General features: G+C 68.7%; 19 protein-coding genes and 1 riboswitch. Of the genes, 5 read left to right on the forward strand and 14 right to left on the reverse strand.

The annotated features are described in order from the left end of the window. Positions 1-39: 39 nt before the first annotated feature. From OHB24_RS41220 to OHB24_RS41235, 4 genes are all read right to left on the reverse strand, one after another. Complete coding sequence (locus OHB24_RS41220) at positions 40-282, reverse strand: hypothetical protein (protein ID WP_327636405.1); 243 nt, start codon at positions 280-282, stop codon at positions 40-42. Further along, positions 279-1,868 (reverse strand): citramalate synthase, encoded by a 1,590-nt coding sequence (cimA, locus tag OHB24_RS41225; RefSeq protein WP_327636406.1) that lies wholly within the window; start codon positions 1,866-1,868, stop codon positions 279-281. Before cimA ends, OHB24_RS41220 begins: the two co-directional genes overlap by 4 nt. 189 nt (positions 1,869-2,057) lie before the next feature. Next, on the reverse strand, positions 2,058-2,501 hold the full coding sequence (locus OHB24_RS41230) for a hypothetical protein (protein WP_327636407.1): 444 nt from the start codon (positions 2,499-2,501) through the stop codon (positions 2,058-2,060). 75 nt (positions 2,502-2,576) lie between these two features. After that, complete coding sequence (locus OHB24_RS41235; RefSeq protein WP_327636408.1) at positions 2,577-2,975, reverse strand: hypothetical protein; 399 nt, start codon at positions 2,973-2,975, stop codon at positions 2,577-2,579. Positions 2,976-3,081: 106 nt separating this feature from the next. Between OHB24_RS41235 and OHB24_RS41240 the strand changes: the two genes are divergently transcribed. After that, positions 3,082-3,564, forward strand: coding sequence for a hypothetical protein (locus OHB24_RS41240; RefSeq protein WP_327636409.1), 483 nt, complete (start codon positions 3,082-3,084; stop codon positions 3,562-3,564). 41 nt (positions 3,565-3,605) lie between these two features. Here the strand turns inward: OHB24_RS41240 and OHB24_RS41245 are convergent, their stop codons facing one another. From OHB24_RS41245 to OHB24_RS41255, 3 genes are read right to left on the reverse strand one after another with little or no spacing between them, the layout of a single operon-like run. Then, the gene (locus tag OHB24_RS41245; RefSeq protein WP_327636410.1) at positions 3,606-4,697 is read right to left on the reverse strand and encodes a branched-chain amino acid aminotransferase; all 1,092 of its coding nucleotides are present in this window, start codon (positions 4,695-4,697) and stop codon (positions 3,606-3,608) included. 49 nt (positions 4,698-4,746) lie between these two features. Then, on the reverse strand, positions 4,747-5,796 hold the full coding sequence (locus OHB24_RS41250; RefSeq protein ID WP_327636411.1) for a 3-isopropylmalate dehydrogenase: 1,050 nt from the start codon (positions 5,794-5,796) through the stop codon (positions 4,747-4,749). After that, positions 5,793-5,948, reverse strand: coding sequence for a hypothetical protein (locus OHB24_RS41255; RefSeq protein WP_165550104.1), 156 nt, complete (start codon positions 5,946-5,948; stop codon positions 5,793-5,795). The genes OHB24_RS41250 and OHB24_RS41255 overlap by 4 nt, the downstream gene beginning before the upstream one ends. Positions 5,949-6,094: 146 nt before the next feature. Between OHB24_RS41255 and OHB24_RS41260 the strand changes: the two genes are divergently transcribed. Continuing rightward, positions 6,095-6,661 (forward strand): O-methyltransferase, encoded by a 567-nt coding sequence (locus tag OHB24_RS41260; RefSeq protein WP_327636412.1) that lies wholly within the window; start codon positions 6,095-6,097, stop codon positions 6,659-6,661. A gap of 125 nt (positions 6,662-6,786) precedes the next feature. Here the strand turns inward: OHB24_RS41260 and serA are convergent, their stop codons facing one another. The 6 genes from serA to ilvD all read right to left on the reverse strand — a co-directional run bounded on the left by serA (position 6,787) and on the right by ilvD (position 15,249). Continuing rightward, positions 6,787-8,385, reverse strand: a complete 1,599-nt coding sequence (serA, locus tag OHB24_RS41265) for a phosphoglycerate dehydrogenase (protein ID WP_327636413.1) — start codon at positions 8,383-8,385, stop codon at positions 6,787-6,789. Between the two features lie 119 nt (positions 8,386-8,504). Then, a complete protein-coding gene (locus OHB24_RS41270; protein WP_327636414.1) occupies positions 8,505-9,689 on the reverse strand; it encodes a trypsin-like peptidase domain-containing protein in 1,185 nt (394 codons plus the stop codon). 130 nt (positions 9,690-9,819) lie between these two features. After that, positions 9,820-10,839 (reverse strand): ketol-acid reductoisomerase, encoded by a 1,020-nt coding sequence (gene ilvC / locus OHB24_RS41275; protein ID WP_327641168.1) that lies wholly within the window; start codon positions 10,837-10,839, stop codon positions 9,820-9,822. Between the two features lie 27 nt (positions 10,840-10,866). After that, positions 10,867-11,526: an acetolactate synthase small subunit gene (gene ilvN, locus OHB24_RS41280; RefSeq protein WP_442913944.1), complete on the reverse strand. Its 660-nt coding sequence runs from the start codon at positions 11,524-11,526 to the stop codon at positions 10,867-10,869. Next, positions 11,526-13,277, reverse strand: a complete 1,752-nt coding sequence (locus tag OHB24_RS41285; RefSeq protein ID WP_327636415.1) for an acetolactate synthase large subunit — start codon at positions 13,275-13,277, stop codon at positions 11,526-11,528. The genes ilvN and OHB24_RS41285 overlap by 1 nt, the downstream gene beginning before the upstream one ends. Positions 13,278-13,581: 304 nt before the next feature. Next, positions 13,582-15,249, reverse strand: a complete 1,668-nt coding sequence (ilvD, locus tag OHB24_RS41290; protein WP_327636416.1) for a dihydroxy-acid dehydratase — start codon at positions 15,247-15,249, stop codon at positions 13,582-13,584. A 45-nt stretch (positions 15,250-15,294) separates the two neighbouring features. Between ilvD and OHB24_RS41295 the strand changes: the two genes are divergently transcribed. The 3 genes from OHB24_RS41295 (at position 15,295) to OHB24_RS41305 (ending at position 17,435) form a co-directional block, all read left to right on the forward strand. Then, positions 15,295-16,026, forward strand: a complete 732-nt coding sequence (locus OHB24_RS41295; protein ID WP_327636417.1) for a class I SAM-dependent methyltransferase — start codon at positions 15,295-15,297, stop codon at positions 16,024-16,026. 24 nt (positions 16,027-16,050) lie between these two features. Then, the gene (locus OHB24_RS41300) at positions 16,051-16,422 is read left to right on the forward strand and encodes a nuclear transport factor 2 family protein (RefSeq protein WP_327636418.1); all 372 of its coding nucleotides are present in this window, start codon (positions 16,051-16,053) and stop codon (positions 16,420-16,422) included. Positions 16,423-16,427: 5 nt separating this feature from the next. Then, positions 16,428-16,511, forward strand: a riboswitch (ZMP/ZTP riboswitch). 18 nt (positions 16,512-16,529) lie between these two features. Then, positions 16,530-17,435, forward strand: a complete 906-nt coding sequence (locus OHB24_RS41305; protein WP_327636419.1) for a 5-aminoimidazole-4-carboxamide ribonucleotide transformylase — start codon at positions 16,530-16,532, stop codon at positions 17,433-17,435. Here OHB24_RS41305 and OHB24_RS41310 read toward each other — a convergent pair. Beyond that, positions 17,425-17,964 carry an AAA family ATPase gene (locus OHB24_RS41310; RefSeq protein WP_327636420.1) on the reverse strand — a complete coding sequence of 180 codons (540 nt, stop codon included), beginning with the start codon at positions 17,962-17,964 and terminating at the stop codon, positions 17,425-17,427. The genes OHB24_RS41305 and OHB24_RS41310 overlap by 11 nt on opposite strands. Positions 17,965-17,994: the final 30 nt, after the last annotated feature.

Below are 17,994 nucleotides of genomic sequence, written 5' to 3' on the forward strand. Positions count from 1 at the left end.
CAGTAAATTAGACAGCCTGAACTGTCCAGTTTGAACTGATCAGTTGCGACTGATCGCTACCTCGAGTACGCCGATCACCTTTTCGAGGCGGGCGGCCACCCGGCCGGCGTCGAAACCGTTGCCTTCGACGACGATCCGCAGCTCGCCCCGGTCCAGCGACAGTGCGAGCTCGCGGACGTCGTACGGATTGAGCAGTACGGCGATCCGCGCCAGCAGACCGCTCGTTTCGACCACCTCGGCGGTCAAGACCGTCATCGTGCGCTCGACGGCGAGCAGGCTCATCGGACGACCTCCTTGTGGCGCAGGAGGCCGAACGTGAAGCCGTCGACCAGCGCCTCCCAGGACGCCTCGACGATGTTGTGGCCGACCCCGACCGTCACCCACGAGCCCTCGCCGTCCGCGGTCTCGATCAGGACTCTGATGACGGCGTCGGTGCCATGGCCCTGGTCGAGGATGCGGACCTTGTAGTCGACCAGCTCGAACTTGTTCACCACCGGGTACGCGCGCTCGATCGCGGTCCGCAGCGCGTGGTCGAGCGCGTTGACCGGGCCGTTGCCCTCGCCCGTGACGATCTCCCGCTCGCCGCCCGCGACCAGCTTCACCGTCGACTCCGACACCGCCTCGCCGTCCGCGCGCGACTCGGTGATCACGCGCCAGGACTCGACGTCGAAGAACGACGTCCGCTGCCCGGTGACCTCCTCGGTCAGCAGCAGCGAGAACGACGCGTCCGCGGCCTCGAACGTGTACCCGCGGGACTCCATCTCCTTCACCCGATCGGTCACCCGGCTGACCAGCTCGCGGTCGCTGCCGAGGTCGAACCCGAGCTCCCGGCCCTTCAGCTCGACGCTCGCCCGGCCCGCCATCTCGGACACCAGCATCCGCATGTCGTTGCCGACCTTCGCCGGATCCGTGTGCTGGTAGAGATCCGGGTCCACCTTGATCGCGCTGGCGTGCAGGCCCGCCTTGTGGGCGAACGCCGACACCCCGACGTACGGCTGCCGGGTCGACGGCGGCACGTTCGTCACCTCGGCGATCGCGTGCGCGAGTCGGAACGACTCGGCGAGATTGCCCTCCGGGAGCAGCTTCAGGTCACGCTTGAGCTCGAGGTTGGCGACGATCGCCAGCAGGTCGGCGTTACCGGTGCGTTCGCCGTACCCGTTGATCGTGCCCTGGACGTGCGTGACGCCGGCCTCGACGGCGGCGATCGTGTTCGCCACCGCACAGCCGGCGTCGTTGTGACAGTGGATGCCGAGCCTGGCCCCGGTCGATTCGAGTACGTCGCGGACGACGTCCTGGAGCTCCCGGGGCAACGTTCCGCCGTTGGTGTCGCACAGAGCGACGACGTCGGCGCCGGCCTCGGTGGCTACTCGTACGACCTCGAGCGCGTAGGCCCGGTTCGCGCGGTAGCCGTCGAAGAAGTGTTCGGTGTCGAGGAAGACCCGCTGACCGTTCTCCCGCAGGTGTCGCACGGTGTCGGCGACCATCCGGAGGTTCTCGTCGAGCGTCGTACGCAGCGCCCGCTCGACGTGCGCGTCGTGGCTCTTGGCAACGAGTGTGACGACGCCGGCGCCAGACTCGCGCAGCGCGGCGACCTGCGGGTCGTCGGCAGCTGTTGCCTCCGGCTTGCAGGTCGCGCCGAAGGCCGCGAACGTCGCATTCCGCAGGTGCAGCTCGGTCCTCGCCCGCTCGAAGAACTCGGTGTCCTTGGGCACGGCGCCCGGCCAGCCGCCCTCGATGAAGCCGACCCCAAGCTCGTCCAGGTGCTGCGCAATGGCGATCTTGTCGGCCACGGACAGCGCCAGACCCTCCTGCTGCGCACCATCGCGCAGAGTCGTGTCGTACACATGGAAATCGTCCGAGATAGTCATGGGGGTCGGCCTTCCGGAGGGGTGTGCGGCGTCGATACGGGCAAACAAAAAACCTCCCGCAAGGTGCGAGAGGTCTGCGCGCTCAGGTACAGCTTGCCGAGCGCGCCTAGGAAATAATCACCCGATAGTGCTTCATGACGTTTCGCAGTCTGCCACACAATGTCCGGACCATGACGGGCCCGTCTCGCATCACGAACATTCAGTACCTGCGCCAGTACTGGAGCGCGGGGTTTGGTACCGCCTCAGCATCATCACCAGAGCGCCGGAGATCCCCAGCCCCACGAGGGCGAGCAGGCCTCCCTTGATCACAGACCCGCGCCAGTTGTAGTCGGCGGTGTAAGCGGTCGGGTCGGTGGCATCCTCGTCCAGGCGCACGTTGTCGACGGTGGCCGGCGTCGGGTCGCTGCGGCGAATCCTTTCGGCGTCCTTCAATTCGACGTCGTTCTTGGTGACCGTGCCGTCCGCGCTGGCGAACGTTCCCGTCAAGGCACAGCCGTCCTTGGTGCACTTGCTGTCGGTGGGGGTGAGCGTGCCGACCGTGCCGTTCGCCAGAGCCCGGCGGCCGGATACGCCTTCCGTGATCAAGCCCAGACTGCCAAGGCAGGTCACCAGCAGGAGCAACACGATCATCACCCAGCAGAACACTCTTCCGCGGGTGGTCAGTTGCTTCTGACGCTGTGGCCACTGAGAGGTCATAGTGCGGAAATATTAGGCGCTGAGGGACCAGCCGGGATCGTCCCAGGCGGTGTAGAAGTCCTCGCGGGTGAGCGGGCGCAGGCCCCAGTCCTCGCGGTGCAGGGACTGGTCGGTAAGCATTCCCTCGTCGTCCTCGAGACGCTGCCACCAGTACCGCCGTACGTCGCCGTCCTCCCCCACCCCGAGCTGGCGGACGACGACCCACTCCCGCTCGTGCCAGACCGCCTCGTACAGCCAGTCGGTCCCGTAGTCGTCGACAGCCGCACCGTACGTCCGCGAAGCCGTCCCCCGATCCAGATCCCGAATCAGCTCGACGGTCGCCCGAATCGCGGCAACAGTCTCCCCAGACCATCCACGCCGCTCGGCCAGCTCCGCGTAGTAGCCCTCGACATCATCCGGGAAGCCGCTCATGCCGCCAGACCCTACCGAACCGAACCCGCGGACAGCGACCACCGGTCCAACCCTCAAACCTGAAAAGATCCTGTGAAACATCCGCTGGAGAGATAGGAACCATCAAGTGAGTGATCCCGACGACCAGGTCGACCTGAACGTCCTGAAGGCTCCGTTGCCGTCGCGGCACGAAGTCGATGCCCTGCAACGGCTGCGATTCCAGCTGCTGGGGTACGCCACCGCGCTTGCGGTGCTGGTCACGCTCACGCCGACCTGGCTGACCCGGGAGTACGGCCGCAGCAGCCTTCAGCTGTACACCGGATTCGGCATGGCCCGCGACGCCACGATCCTCGGCAGCGCCGCCAACCTGCTGTTCATCGCGTACGTCGTCCTGGCGCTGGTCGCGCTGGCGACGCCGACGAGGATCGCCGGCTTCGTCTGCGCGTACGCCGGGCTCGTGGACACGATCGTGATCATGCTGCTGAAGCCGGAGGACGGTCGACAGACCGAGATCGGCTGGACCGGGGCGCCGGTCCTCGCGCTCGGACTGTGGTTCCTGCTGGCCGTCATCAACACCATCGGTTGGTTCGAGACCAAGCCCCGGTCATGACGAAGGCCCGGCGGTAGATCGCCGAGCCTTCGTCAACTGCTTCAGGAGATGCGGGTCATCCAGCCGTGCGGGTCTGCCGCACGGCCGTACTGGACGTCGAGGAGGGCGGTGCGGACGGCCGCGGTGACCGGGCCGCCGTCGCCGTCGCCGATCTGGGTCTCGCCGTCCTTCCACTTCAGCGAGGCGACCGGGGTGACGACCGCGGCGGTGCCGCAGGCGAACACCTCCTTCACCTTGCCGGAGGCCGCACCCTCACGCCACTCGTCGACCGAGATCTTGCGCTCGGTGACCGTGTAGCCGAGGTCGGTGACCAGCTTCAGGATCGAGTCCCGGGTGACGCCCTCGAGGATCGTGCCGGACAGCTCCGGGGTGACGACCGTGTTGTCGTCGAGGACGAAGTACAGGTTCATCCCGCCGAGTTCCTCGACCCACTTCTTCTCGACCGCGTCGAGGAACGCGACCTGGTCGCAGCCCTGCTCGATCGCCTCGGCCTGGGCGAGCAGCGAGGAGGCGTAGTTACCGCCGGTCTTCGCCGCGCCGGTGCCGCCGGGGGCCGCGCGGGTGTACTCCTCGCTCAGCCAGATCCGGACCGGCTTCACGCCGTTCGCGAAGTACGACCCGGCGGGCGACGCGATCGCGCAGTACGTGACCTGGGCCGACGGGCGGACGCCGAGGAACGGGTCCGAGCCGAACATGAACGGCCGCAGGTACAGCGACGTCTCGCCGCCGCCCGGCACCCAGGCCCGGTCGATCTCGACCAGCTTGTGCAGCGAGTCGAGGAACGCCGCGGTCGGCAGCTCCGGCAGCGCGAGCCGGTGCGCGGACCGCTGGAACCGGATCGCGTTCGCCTCGGGGCGGAACAGGTGGATCGAGTCGTCGGGATGCCGGTAGGCCTTCATCCCCTCGAAGATCGTCTGGGCGTAGTGGAACACCGAGGTCGCGGGAGACAGCTCCAGCGGTCCGAAGGCGGTGATCCGTGCGTCGTGCCAGCCCTTCTCGGCCGTCCAGGTGGCGATCGCCATGTGGTCGGAGAAGTACTGCCCGAATCCCGGGTTCGCCAGGATCTGGGCGCGCTGGTCGTCGCTGGCCGGTTGGGTGCTGGGCTCAACGGTGAACTGCAGATCGGCGCTCATGCCGAAACCGTACCTCTCGGCTGACTGGTCATGCGAGCATCAGCCTTTCTCAGCCGGCCGCGCGCTTGGCGATCGCGTCACCGATCTCCGCGGTACTGCGGGCAGCGCCCGTGCGCTCCTCGATGTCCGCCGTGACGGCGTCCTCGATCGCGCGCGCAGCCTCGGTCAGGCCGAGGTGCTCGAGCAGCAGCGACGCGGACAGGATCGCCGCGGTCGGGTCGGCCTTCTGCTGGCCCGCGATGTCCGGCGCGGAGCCGTGCACCGGCTCGAACATGCTCGGCGCGGTCCGGTCCGGGTTGATGTTGCCGCTCGCGGCCAGCCCGATCCCGCCGCTGATCGCGGCCGCCAGGTCGGTGATGATGTCGCCGAACAGGTTGTCGGTGACGATCACGTCGAACCGGGCCGGGTCGGTGACCAGGAAGATCGTCGCGGCGTCCACGTGCAGGTAGTCGACGGCGATCCCCGGGAACTCCTCGGCGACCTTGTCGACGGTCCGCTTCCACAGGTGGCCGGCGTACACCAGCACGTTGTTCTTGTGCACCAGCGTCAGCTTCTTGCGCGGGCGGGCCTGCGCGCGGGCGAAGGCGTCCCGGACGACCCGCTCGACGCCGTACGCCGTGTTCACCGACACCTCGGTGGCGATCTCGGCCGGCGTACCGACCCGGAGCGCGCCGCCGTTGCCGACGTACGGACCCTCGGTGCCTTCCCGGACGACGACGAAGTCGACCTCGCCCGGGTTCGCCAGTGGCGAGCCGACGGACGGGTAGATCTTCGACGGCCGCAGGTTCACGTAGTGGTCGAGGGTGAACCGGAGCTTGAGCAGCAGACCGCGCTCGAGGACGCCGGACGGGACGCTCGGGTCCCCGACCGCGCCGAGCAGGATCGCGTCGTGCTTGCGGATCTCCTCCAGCTCGGCGTCCGGCAGGGTCTCACCGGTGGCGTGCCAGCGCTTCGCGCCGAGGTCGTACTCGGTCCGCTCGAACGTCACGCCGTGCTGCGCCGCGACCGCGTCGAGGACCTTGAGCGCCTCGGTGGTCACCTCGGGTCCGATCCCGTCGCCGGGAACGACGGCCAGCGTGAAGTTCTTGTTCTCGCTCACTTCTTGGGTTCTCCCCCATTGTCACGGCGGTTCATGGCCTCTTGGACAGCCTTGACCTCGTCGCTCGCCGGGCGCGTGCTGCGGCGACGCCGGGTCGCCTTCCGCTCGCGCGCATCGATCGAGGGCCAGTTGGCTGGATACATGTCGTACATGCAGCTGCTCCCAAATATGTCGTGGGCGGCAGGATGCGCACGAATTTACTCGCACATCCGACTATTTCTCCACAATGCGGGCAGCTTGTCCCGGAATATGAGATCCGAGTGCGGTCACTGGACCGGACCTGTGCGACTCTCAGCCGGTGAGTGCTCCTCCAGAACTGCCGCCGCTGGTTTCAGCGGCCCTCAGCCTGTCCGGCCGGCGCGGATTCGTCAGCTCCACCAGGAACGAGACCGGCCGCTTGCTCGCCACCCTCGCGGCCTCGAAGACCGGCCTGCTCGGTGAGCTCGGGACCGGGTGCGGCGTCGGCTCGGCGTGGCTGCGCAGCGGCGCCGGCGACAGCACGTCGATCGTCACCGCGGAGAGCGATCCGCAGCTCGCGCAGGTGGTCGCGGAACTGTTCGCCGACGACGAGCGGATCGAGGTCGTCTCCGCCGACTGGACCGCGCTGATCGAGCGCGGCCCGTTCGCGCTGCTGTTCGTGGACGCCCGCGAGGCGAAGCTGTCCGCCCGCGACATCATCGCGGACGTGGTCGAGCCGGGCGGCTTCGTCGTACTGGACGACTTCACGCCGTCGGCCGTCTGGCCGCCGATGTACGAGGGGCGCGTCGACACGCTTCGCCAGGAATGGCTGATGGACAAGCGCTTCACCACCGTCGAGGTGATGGTCGCCCCGGACGCCGCCGTACTGCTGGCCACGCGCCACTGAAAGCCCTGAAAGCACGGAAAGCACTGAAATGAAGGCGGGCCCGAGCTATGGAGCTCGGGCCCTTGTCAGCCGCCATGCGCCTGCGGGCGGCTGACCGCCTCCAGTAAATCAGTCGTTCGGGTGACTCAGGCGTCGAGGTCCACGGTGCGGGCCGTGTCCGCCTGGACCGCGGCGGCGATGTCGTCGAGGACCGTCGGCACGACCTTGGAGTCGACCGACAGCGCGACCAGCGCCTTGCCGCCCTTGCGGTCCCGGCTGACCTGCATGCCGGCGATGTTCACGTCGGCATCGCCGAGGATGCGGCCGATCTGCCCGACGGCGCCCGGCCGGTCCTCGTAGGTGAGGAACGCCAGGTGCGCGGCCAGCTCGATCTCGAGGTCGTACCCGTCGATCTCGACCAGACGCTCCGACTGCCGGACGCCGACCAGCGTGCCGGACACCGACACCTGGGCGCCGTCGGCCAGCGTGCCGCGGAGCGTGATCAGGTTGCGGTGCTCGGGGCTGTCGTGGTCGGTGACGAGCCGGACCTCCAGGCCCCGCTCGGCCGCCAGCAGCGGCGCGTTCACGTACGAGACGTTGTCCTCGACGACGTCCGCGAAAACGCCCTTGAGCGCGGCGAGCTCGAGCACCTTCACGTCGTACTGCGTGATCTCGCCGCGGACCTCGACGTCGAGCTGCTGCGCGACGCCGCCGGCCAGCGCGGTGAAGATCCGGCCGAGCTTCTCGGTCAGCCCGATGCCCGGGCGGACGTCCTCGGCGATCACGCCGCCCTGGACGTTGACCGCGTCCGGGACCAGCTCACCCGAGAGCGCGAGCCGGACCGACTTGGCGACCGCGATACCGGCCTTCTCCTGCGCCTCGTCGGTGGACGCGCCGAGGTGCGGCGTGACGACGACGTTCTCGAACTCGAACAGCGGCGAGTCGGTGCACGGCTCGGAAGCGAACACGTCCAGCCCGGCGCCGGCCACCCGGCCTTCCTTGAGCGCGCTGTACAGCGCCTGCTCGTCGACGATGCCGCCGCGGGCCGCGTTCACGATGATGACCTCGGGCTTGACCTTGTGCAGCTGCTCGTCGCCGATCAGGCCGATGGTCTCCGGGGTCTTCGGGAGGTGCACGGAGATGAAGTCACTGGTCGCCAGCAGCTCGTCGAGGGTGGCGAGCCGGACGCCCATCTGCGCGGCCCGGCCGGCCTGCACGTACGGGTCGTAGGCGATCACGTTCATGCCGAAGGCGGCCAGCCGCTGCGCGACCAGGACGCCGATCTTGCCGAGGCCGACGATGCCGACGGTCTTCTCGAACAGCTCGACACCCGAGTACTTGCTGCGCTTCCACTCGCCCTTCTTGAGCGACTCGTTCGCGGCCGGGACCCGGCGCGCGGACGCGAGCAGCAGCGCGACGGCCAGCTCGGCGGCGCTGGTGATGTTGGAGGTCGGCGCGTTCACGACCATCACACCGGCCTGGGTGGCGGCCTTGACGTCCACGTTGTCCAGGCCGACACCGGCCCGGGCGACGACCTTCAGCTTCTTCGCGGCCGCCAGGGCCTCGGCGTCCACCTTGGTGGCGCTGCGGATCAGGATGGCGTCGACGTCGGCGATGGCCGGGAGCAGTTCGGCGCGGTCGGCGCCGTTGGTCTGGCGGATCTCGAAGTCGGGGCCGAGCGCCTCGACGGTGGCCGGGCTGAGCTCTTCGGCGATCAGGACGACGGGCCGGGTTACGTCAGTCATGGAGGAATCTCCTGCAGAAGCGGTAGGGGCTCATGAAGAACAGAGCACCGCGCTGTGCCCGCTTCTTCGATGGTACCCCGTCCACTGCACGCTGGGTGAGGGGACCCAGATGGCGGTCACTAGGAGTCGCAGGGGATCGCCGGGGACATCGGGGAGGTGCGGTCGATGACCAGCTTGCCCTTCGAGCGGACCAGTTCGAACTTGGTGTCCAGGCGGCTGCAGTTCTGGCCGTCGGCACCGGTCGCGGTGGCGGCGAACAGCACGTTGTACGACATCCGCGCGTAGGACCCGTCCGCGGCCAGGTCGGTGAGCTTCGGGCTGAAGAAGTACGACGTCTGGTGCTTGGCCCGGTCCTGCTCCTCGGTCAGGCCCCGGGCGAACCGTGGCGAGTACAGCGGCCGCAGCGCAGCGAAGTCCTGGCGGTTCTCGAGGGTCAGGTAGCTGGCGAGCAGCTTCTGGACCTCTACCGCCAGCGGTGTGTTGGCAACTTGCAGCATCGGCGCGATCGCGGCCTGCGGACCGTGCGACTGATCACAGGTTCCTCCCGCCCCGACGGTGAGGCCGGTCGGCGCCGGAGCGACGTACCCGCGAAGCTTGTCGAGGCCGACGATCGTGCTGGCCTGGACGGTGTCGCCGACGACGAGGCCGATGAGTCCGCCCGTCTTGTCGACGACCGGGCCGCCGAGCTTGGCCGCGTTCATCACCTCGCCGAGCGCCGTGGGCTCGGCCGTCGAGCCGATCGCGTTGATGACCTGCTTGCCCGCCGCCGTGTAGCCGACCAGCGCGCGCTCGGCCTTCGGTTCGGGATTCGCCGGCGGCAGGTGCAGCGGCGCACCGTCGAACCCGATCGACTGCAGGACGGCGACGCCGTCCGTGCTGGTGCCGAGCAGGTTGGCGCGCCGGATCCGCCCGTCGGGCATCACGACCACGATCGATCGCGGTTCCTCGATCGCGGACGTCGCGGTCAGGATCCGGCCGTTGTCGATCAGTACGCCGGACGCCTCGCCGGTCCCCGCACAGGTCGACGCGAGCACCCGGACGACCGACGGTCCGACCGACTTCAGCACCTCGTCGGTGTTGAGCTGCAGGCTCTCCTGCCGGATGAACCAGCCCGCGCCGGCGCCGGCCGCGACGATCACGATCAGCACGAGCAGACCGCCCAGGATCCGGCCGAAGATCCACGGACCCCGAGGCGGCGCCACAGGTCCGGACGAGCGACTCGGAGCCTCCAGCTGGGTCAGCGTTCCGGCGCCCGCCGGAACCCGCCGCGGCGGCCGCGGCGTCCCGCTCCTGCCGTCCTCCACCGCTCGCCCTCCCCCAGATCACCGAGAATCACCAGTACAGACCACAACCGTCACACATTGTGTCAAACAAAAGGGCCCGGACCACCCACCTGGATGGTCCGGACCCTCGAGTCAGCTGCGGGTTCGCTCGTCAGCGGGCCGCGCTGCCCTCGACGTAGTCGTCGTCGTGCGACTTGACCCACGCCATCAGACCGCGCAGCTCCTTGCCGACGGCCTCGATCGGGTGCTCCTGGCTCTTCTTCCGGAACTCCGCGAACTCCGGCGCCCCGGCGTCCTGGTCGGCGATGAAGCGGGCCGCGAAGGTGCCGTCGGTGATGTCGCCGAGGACCTCCTTCATCCGGGCCTTCACCGACGCGTCGATGATCCGCGGGCCGGACACGTAGTCGCCGTACTCGGCGGTGTCGGAGACCGACCAGCGCTGCTTGGCGATGCCGCCTTCGTAGATCAGGTCGACGATCAGCTTGAGCTCGTGCAGGCACTCGAAGTACGCGACCTCGGGCTGGTAGCCGGCCTCGGTCAGCGTCTCGTAGCCGGCCGTGATCAGCGCCGACACGCCACCGCAGAGGACGGCCTGCTCACCGAACAGGTCGGTCTCGGTCTCCTCGGTGAAGGTGGTCTTGATACCGCCGGCCCGCAGACCGCCGATGCCCTTGGCGTACGAGAGCGCCAGGTCCCACGCCTTGCCGGTGGCGTCCTGCTCGACCGCTACCAGCACGGGTACGCCGCGACCCTCGGTGTACTCGCGACGGACCAGGTGACCCGGGCCCTTCGGAGCAACCATGAACACGTCGACACCTGCCGGCGGCTTGATGTAGCCGAACCGGATGTTGAAGCCGTGACCGAAGACCAGCGCGTCGCCGTCGACCAGGTTCGGCTCGATGGCCTCCTTGTAGAGCTTGCGCTGGGCGGGGTCCGGGGCGAGCACGACGATCACGTCGGCTTCCTCGACCGCCTCGGCCGGGGTGACGACCCGCAGGCCCTGGGCCTCGGCCTTGGCCCGGCTCTTCGAGCCTTCCGGCAGACCGACCCGGACGTCGACGCCGGAGTCGCGCAGCGAGAGCGCGTGGGCGTGGCCCTGGGAGCCGTAGCCGAGCACGGCCACGTGCCGGCCCTGGATCACCGACAGGTCGGCGTTGTCGTCGTAGAACATTTCAGCAGCCACTTCGGGCACTTCTCCTTAGTGTTGATTCGGTACGACGGCGGTACGGCCCGGCGGCGGGGCCGGAACCGGGTGGTGCGCGGTACTGGTAGTGGAACCGGCACTGGCGCCGGCAGGCCGCGCCTGCACGTTCGGGGGTCCGGTCTGCACGTGCGGCGGCGGCACCGGGACCGGTCGCAGGGTGCGGTCGGAGATGGAGCGGCTGCCCCGGCCGATCGCCACCATGCCGGACTGCACCAGCTCGCGGACGCCGAAGGGTTCCAGCACCCGGAGCATGGCCTCGAGCTTCTCGGGATTGCCGGTCGCCTCGATCGTGATCGCGTCCGGTGCCACGTCCACCACCTTCGCACGGAACAGCTGGACGGTCTCCAGCACCTGTCCGCGGGTCAGGGTGTCCGCCTTGACCTTCACCAGCAGCAGTTCGCGCTGAACCGTCTGCGTGGGTTCGAGTTCAACGATCTTGATCACGTTCACCAGCTTGTTGAGCTGCTTGGTGATCTGCTCCAAAGGCTGCTCGTCCACGCTGACCGCGATGGTCATCCGGGACACCTCGGGATGCTCGGTCGGACCGACCGCGAGGGAATCGATGTTGAACCCGCGGCGCGAGATCAACGCCGCCACGCGGGCCAGCACACCGTGCTTGTTCTCCACCAGGATGCTCAGCGTGTGCTTCGACATCAGAGCTCCTCCCCGTCCCACTTCGGCGCCATGTCGCGGGCGATCTGGATCTCGTCGTTGCTGACGCCGGCGGCGACCATCGGCCAGACCATCGCGTCGCGGTGCACCACGAAGTCGACCACGACCGGCTGGTCGGTGACCGACATCGCCTTGTCGATGGTGGCGTCGACCGACTCCTTGTCGGAGCAGCGCAGCCCGACGCCGCCCATCGCCTCGGCGAGCTTGGCGAAGTCCGGGATCCGGGCCGAGTGCAGGTCGGTGTTGGAGTAACGCTTGTCGTAGAACAGCGTCTGCCACTGGCGGACCATGCCCAGCGACTGGTTGTTGATCACGGCAACCTTGATCGGGATGCCCTCGAGCGCGCAGGTGACGAGTTCCTGGTTGGTCATCTGGAAGCAGCCGTCGCCGTCGATCGCCCACACGGTCTTGTCCGGCCGCGCGACCTTGGCGCCCATCGCGGCCGGCACGGCGTACCCCATGGTGCCGAGACCGCCGGAGTTCAGCCAGTGGCCGGGCTTCTCGAACGGCAGGTAGTGCGCGGACCACATCTGGTGCTGGCCGACGCCCGCGGTGTAGATCGCGTCCGGGCCGGCGATCTTGCCGATCCGCTCGATCACGTACTGCGGGGACAGCGTGCCGTCCTCGGGGTCGTCGTACGCCACCGGGTACTTCGCGCGGACCGACTCGAGCTGGCCTCGCCAGGCGTCGTACGACGGGGTGCGGCCGGCGCTCGCGATCTCGGTCTTGAGGGCCGCGATCAGGTCGGTGATGACCTCCTTGCAGTCACCCACGATCGGCACGTCGGCGGCGCGGTTCTTGCCGATCTCGGCCGGGTCGATGTCGGCGTGGATGACCTTCGCCTCGGGTGCGAACGAGTCGAGCTTTCCGGTCACCCGGTCGTCGAACCGGGCGCCCAGGGTGATCAGCAGGTCGGAGCGCTGCAAGGCGCCGACGGCCGAGACGGAGCCGTGCATCCCCGGCATGCCGAAGTGCAGGTCGTGGGTGTCGGGCAGCGCGCCGCGGGCCATCAGCGTGGTGACCACCGGAATACCGAGCAGCTCGGCGAGCTCCTTCAGCTCGACGCTGGCCCGGGCGCGGATGACACCGCCGCCGACGTACAGGACGGGCTTCTCGGCGGCGACGATCAGGCGGGCCGCCTCGCGCACCTGCTTGGGGTGCGGGCGGGTCACCGGCCGGTAGCCGGGCAGCGACAGCTCCGTCGGCCACTGGAAGTCGACGCCCTGGGTCTGCATCGCGTCCTTGGTGACGTCGACCAGCACCGGGCCGGGCCGGCCGGTGGAGGCGATGTGGAACGCTTCGGCGATCGTGGTGGCGATGTCGTTCGGGTCGGTCACCAGGAAGTTGTGCTTGGTGATCGGCATCGTGATGCCGCGGATGTCCGCCTCCTGGAAGGCGTCCGTACCGATCGCGGCCCCGGCGACCTGACCGGTGATCGCCACCAGCGGCACCGAGTCCATGTACGCGTCGGCGATCGGCGTCACCAGGTTGGTCGCGCCCGGCCCGGAAGTCGCCATGCAGACACCGGTCTTCCCGGATGCCGCGGCGTACCCCTGGGCGGCGTGGCCGGCGCCCTGCTCGTGACGTACCAGGATGTGGCGGATCTGGGTCGAGTCGAGCATCGGGTCGTACGCCGGGAGGATCGCGCCGCCCGGGATGCCGAAGACGGTGTCGACCCCGGCATGTTCCAGTGCGCGGATCAGAGCCTGTGCCCCGGTCAGCTGCTCACTCATGAGTGCCTTCCCTCAGTCCTGTCACGATGTGGCCTTGATGGCTTTTCGCGACCGATCCATCCTCGCTTGTGTTCGTCGTCAGGTCACTTCTGGGTCTCAGATAGTCGCCCTGGCAACAAAAAACCCCTTCCGCCGGTTGGCTGAAAGGGGCGCGCTCGACTCTGTGGTCGCGTCAGTCGGCGCGCCGCACAAGTACGAGGAGAATCGATCGCATGTAGGCATTATTCGCCGACAACCGGCAGCCGGGTCAAGTTCGGCGACCGCCCGTCCCATTTAATGAGACGGGCGTCTTACCGATTGCGAGCTAGATGCAGACAGCACCCTCGGAGGCTGAGCGGACCAGGCGGGTGTATTTGCCGAGGACGCCCTTGGTGATGGCTGGGGTCTTCGGGGTCCAGCCCACGCGGCGGCGTTCGAGTTCCTCGGGGTCGACGTGGAGGTCGAGGGTGCGGTTCTTGACGTCGAGGGTGATCCGGTCGCCGTCCTGGACGAAGGCGATCGGGCCGCCGTCGACGGCTTCCGGCGCCACGTGACCCACGCAGAGTCCCGTCGTACCGCCGGAGAAGCGGCCGTCGGTGAGGAGCAGGACGTCCTTGCCGAGGCCCGCGCCCTTGATCGCGCCGGTGACCGCGAGCATCTCGCGCATGCCGGGGCCGCCCTTCGGGCCTTCGTACCGGATCACGACGACGTCGCTGGGGTTCAGGTCGGCGACCGCGTCCATGGCGGCGCGTTCGCCGTCGAACACCCGCGCCGTACCTTCGAAGACGTCCGAGTCGAAGCCCGCGCTCTTCACCACGGCACCCTCGGGTGCGAGTGAGCCGTGCAGGATCGTGATGCCGCCGGTGCCGTGGATCGGCTTGTCCAGCGCGCGGATGATGGTGCCGTCGACGTCGGGTGGCGCGATGTCGGCGAGGTTCTCGGCCATCGTCTTGCCGGTCACCGTCAGGCAGTCGCCGTGCAGCAGGCCTGCGTCGAGCAGCGCGCGCATGATCACCGGGATGCCGCCGACGCGGTCGACGTCGGTCATCACGTAGCGGCCGAACGGCTTGAGATCACCGAGGTGCGGGACCCGGTCGCCGATCCGGTTGAAGTCGTCCAGGGTCAGATCGACCTCGGCCTCGCGAGCGATCGCGAGCAGATGGAGTACGGCGTTCGTCGAGCCGCCGAGCGCCATCACCACGGCGATCGCGTTCTCGAACGCTTCCTTGGTGAGGATCTGGCGCGCCGTGATCCCCTTCCGCAGCAGTCCGACGACGGCCTCGCCGGACTTGCGGGCATACGCGTCGCGGCGGCGGTCCACCGCGGGCGGGGCGGCCGAGCCCGGGAGCGACATGCCGAGGGCTTCGGCGGACGCGGCCATGGTGTTGGCGGTGTACATCCCGCCGCAGGCCCCTTCACCGGGGCAGATCGCCCGCTCGACGGCGTCGACCTCCGCTCGGGTGATCAGGCCGCGGACACAGGCGCCGACCGCCTCGAAGGCGTCGATGATCGTGACGTCCTTGTCGCCGAGCTTGCCCGGCATGATCGAACCGGCGTACAGGAAGACCGAGGCCAGATCGAGCCGGGCCGCGGCCATCAGCATGCCGGGCAGCGACTTGTCGCAGCCGGCCAGCAGGACCGAGCCGTCCAGCCGCTCGGCCTCCATCACGGTCTCGACCGAGTCGGCGATGATCTCGCGGCTGACGAGCGAGTAGTGCATACCGACGTGGCCCATCGAGATGCCGTCGGACACGCTGATCGTGCCGAACTCGAGCGGGTAGCCACCGGCCGCGTGCACACCCTCCTTGACCGCCTTGGCGAGCCGGTCCAGCGACAGGTTGCACGGGGTGATCTCGTTCCAGCTCGACGCGACGCCGATCTGTGGCTTGGCCCAGTCGTCGTCCCCCATCCCGACCGCGCGCAGCATGCCTCTGCTGGCGGTCGCTTCCAATCCGACGGTGACTGTCCGGCTCCGAGGCTTCACATCGACCATGCCGCCCACCCTATTCCTCCGTGGCGGACCAGTAGGGTGCAGTGCGTGATCGATGACCCGTACGGTGACCAGCAGTTGGTGGAGCTCTACGATCTGGACAACCCGTCCGGGGAGGATCACGACTACTACCGTGGTTTGGCCGAGGGCAGTGCGAAGGTCCTGGACTTCGGGTGTGGGACCGGTCTGCTCACTCGGTCGCTGGCCGTGCCCGGGCGGGTGGTGATCGGCATCGATCCGAGTCCCACCATGCTCGGGTACGCGCGCCGGCAGCCCGGCGCCGACGCGGTCACCTGGATCGACGGCGACCACGGGGTCGTGAAGCCGACCGGCGACGTGGACCTCGCAGTCAGCAGCGGCAACACGATGATGCACGTCGCGGAACATGCGGCAGCGGTTGCTGCGCTGGCGGCTGCGCTGCGTCCCGGCGGGGTGCTCGCGTTCGAGTCGCGCAATCCGGCGGCGCGGGCGTGGGAGCAGTGGACGAGCGAGGCGACGTACGGCGAACGGGACACGGTGGCCGGGCACCTGAAGGAATGGCTCGAGCTGATCGAGATCGCGAACGGGCGCGTGACGTTCGACGCGCACAACGTCTTCGAGGACGGCCGCGACGCGGTCTACCGGAACGTCCTGTACTTCCGGTCCGCCGACGAGATCACGGCCGACCTGCTCGCAGCGGGCTTCTCCGACGTCGTCATCGAGGGCGGTTGGCACGGGGAACCGCTGACCGCCGACGCCCGGCTGCTGGTCGTGCGCGCGACAAAGCGTTACGAAGGCTGACCTGTTCCCGCCTACTGTGAGCCGGTGAATCAGCTCGAGAGGTACGTCGACGGGTGGCGCCGGCACGACATCCAGGCCGTGTTGGACACGGTGACTGAGGACTGCACAGTGATCGAGTGCTACGGCCCTGTCTATCGAGGGAGGCCGCGGGTCGAGCAGTGGATGCACGCCTGGTTCGGCGCCGGCGGGACGGTCGACGGGTGGGAGATCACGTCGGTCGCGGAGGCCGGGGACACGCTGGTCGCCGAGTGGCACTTCGAATGCACGTGGAAAGGCGAAGCCGGGGTGTTCGACGGGGCGACTGTGGCACGCCTGACGGACGGCCGGATCGAGTACCTGCGGGAGTACGCCACCACGGCTGAGTTGTACGACTGGACCGGGAGCTGGCGGGAGTGACAAGCTGAACTCACCGCGACTGGCGAGGGTGGAGTACCACCGGGGAGCGGACGTGTTCATGTAGGGCGTCGTCCGCCTGGGCGCCTCCGATCCAATCGGAGGTCCCGATGCGTTTGCGCTACGGAATGAACCCGCACCAAACCGCCACGATCGACACACCGCCTTTCACGGTGGTCGCCGGCGAACCGTCGTACATCAACGTCCTCGATGCGCTCACCGGGTGGCAGTTGGTGCGGGAGGCGGCAGAGCAGTTCGGCGTACCGGCTGCGGCGTCGTACAAGCATGTGTCGCCGGCGGGTGCCGCGCTCGGCGAGACGGTGGCCGCCGCGTACGCCCGTGCGCGGGACGCTGATCCGAAGTCGTCGTACGGCGATTTCGTGGCGGTCTCGCATCCGGTGGATCTGGAGCTGGCCGCGGTGCTGAAGCGGGTGGTGTCGGACGGGATCATCGCGCCCGGGTACGACGAGGGCGTGGTGGAGATCCTTGCCGCCAAGAAGCGCGGGACCTACCTGGTGCTCGAGGCCGACCCGGAGTTCGAGCCGCCGGCGGAGGAGGTGCGTGAGCTCTACGGAGTGCGGCTTACGCAGACGCGCGATGCGCAGCCGTTGACGCGCGGCATGCTGAGCGACGAGGTGCCGGAGGAGGCGGCGCGCGACCTGGTGCTGGGGATGATTGTTGCCCGCTACACCCAGTCGAACACGGTCGTGATGGTGAAGGACGCGATGGCGATCGGCATCGGCGCCGGGCAGCAGTCGCGGGTGGACTGTACGCGGCTCGCCGGCGAGAAGGCCGCGCTCTGGTGGGCCCGTCATTCGGCCGATCCGCTCACCGGGGTGTCGATGGTCTCCGACGGTGCGCTGCCGTTCACCGACAACGTCGTGGAGGCCCAGCGGTACGGCGTTTCGCACATCGCCGAACCGGGTGGTTCGATCCGCTCGCCCGAGGTGGCGGCCGCCTGCGCGGCGGCGCGGATCACCTGGTCGGAAACCGGCGTGCGCCTGTTCAGGCACTGAGCAGGTAGTCGCCTGAGGCAACAGCTTTGCGGACCTCGGCTGCTGTCCGCGGCGCGTCGAGCCGGGTGGTGTCGATCGCGTGCGGTTCGAGCGCGCCGAGGTCCGCGAACGCGCCGTGCAGACCGGTGAGTGCGTCGGCGTCGGTCAGCTCGGACTCGGGCCGCGCCTGTCCACGACCCAGTGTCGTCTCGAGGTCGGCACGCAGTACGACGTACGACATCGTCCACTCCCCCGTCGTGGCGGCCGCGCGGAACGGGGCGAGGAACCACGGCCCGATGATGCCGTCGACGACCACGTCGTACCCGCCGCGCGCGTACACACTGACGGTCGCGACGATCGCGTCGACGACGACCTCGTTCTGGCGGTGCGCTCCCGGCAGGTACGGCGCGATGAACCCGGTGCGGATGCCGCGGTAGAACTCGTCGGTCGTCAGGTGCATCGTCGGCCGCGGCGCGCCGGTCGCGACCAGCCGGGCCACGGTCGTCTTGCCCGAGCCCGACGGGCCGGTCAGCAGAAGAACGTTGCTCATACCGCCCGACGCTAACCAAGCCCGCCGCCG

It is taken from the genome of Kribbella sp. NBC_00482 (assembly GCF_036013725.1).
Taxonomy (GTDB): Bacteria; Actinomycetota; Actinomycetes; order Propionibacteriales; family Kribbellaceae; genus Kribbella.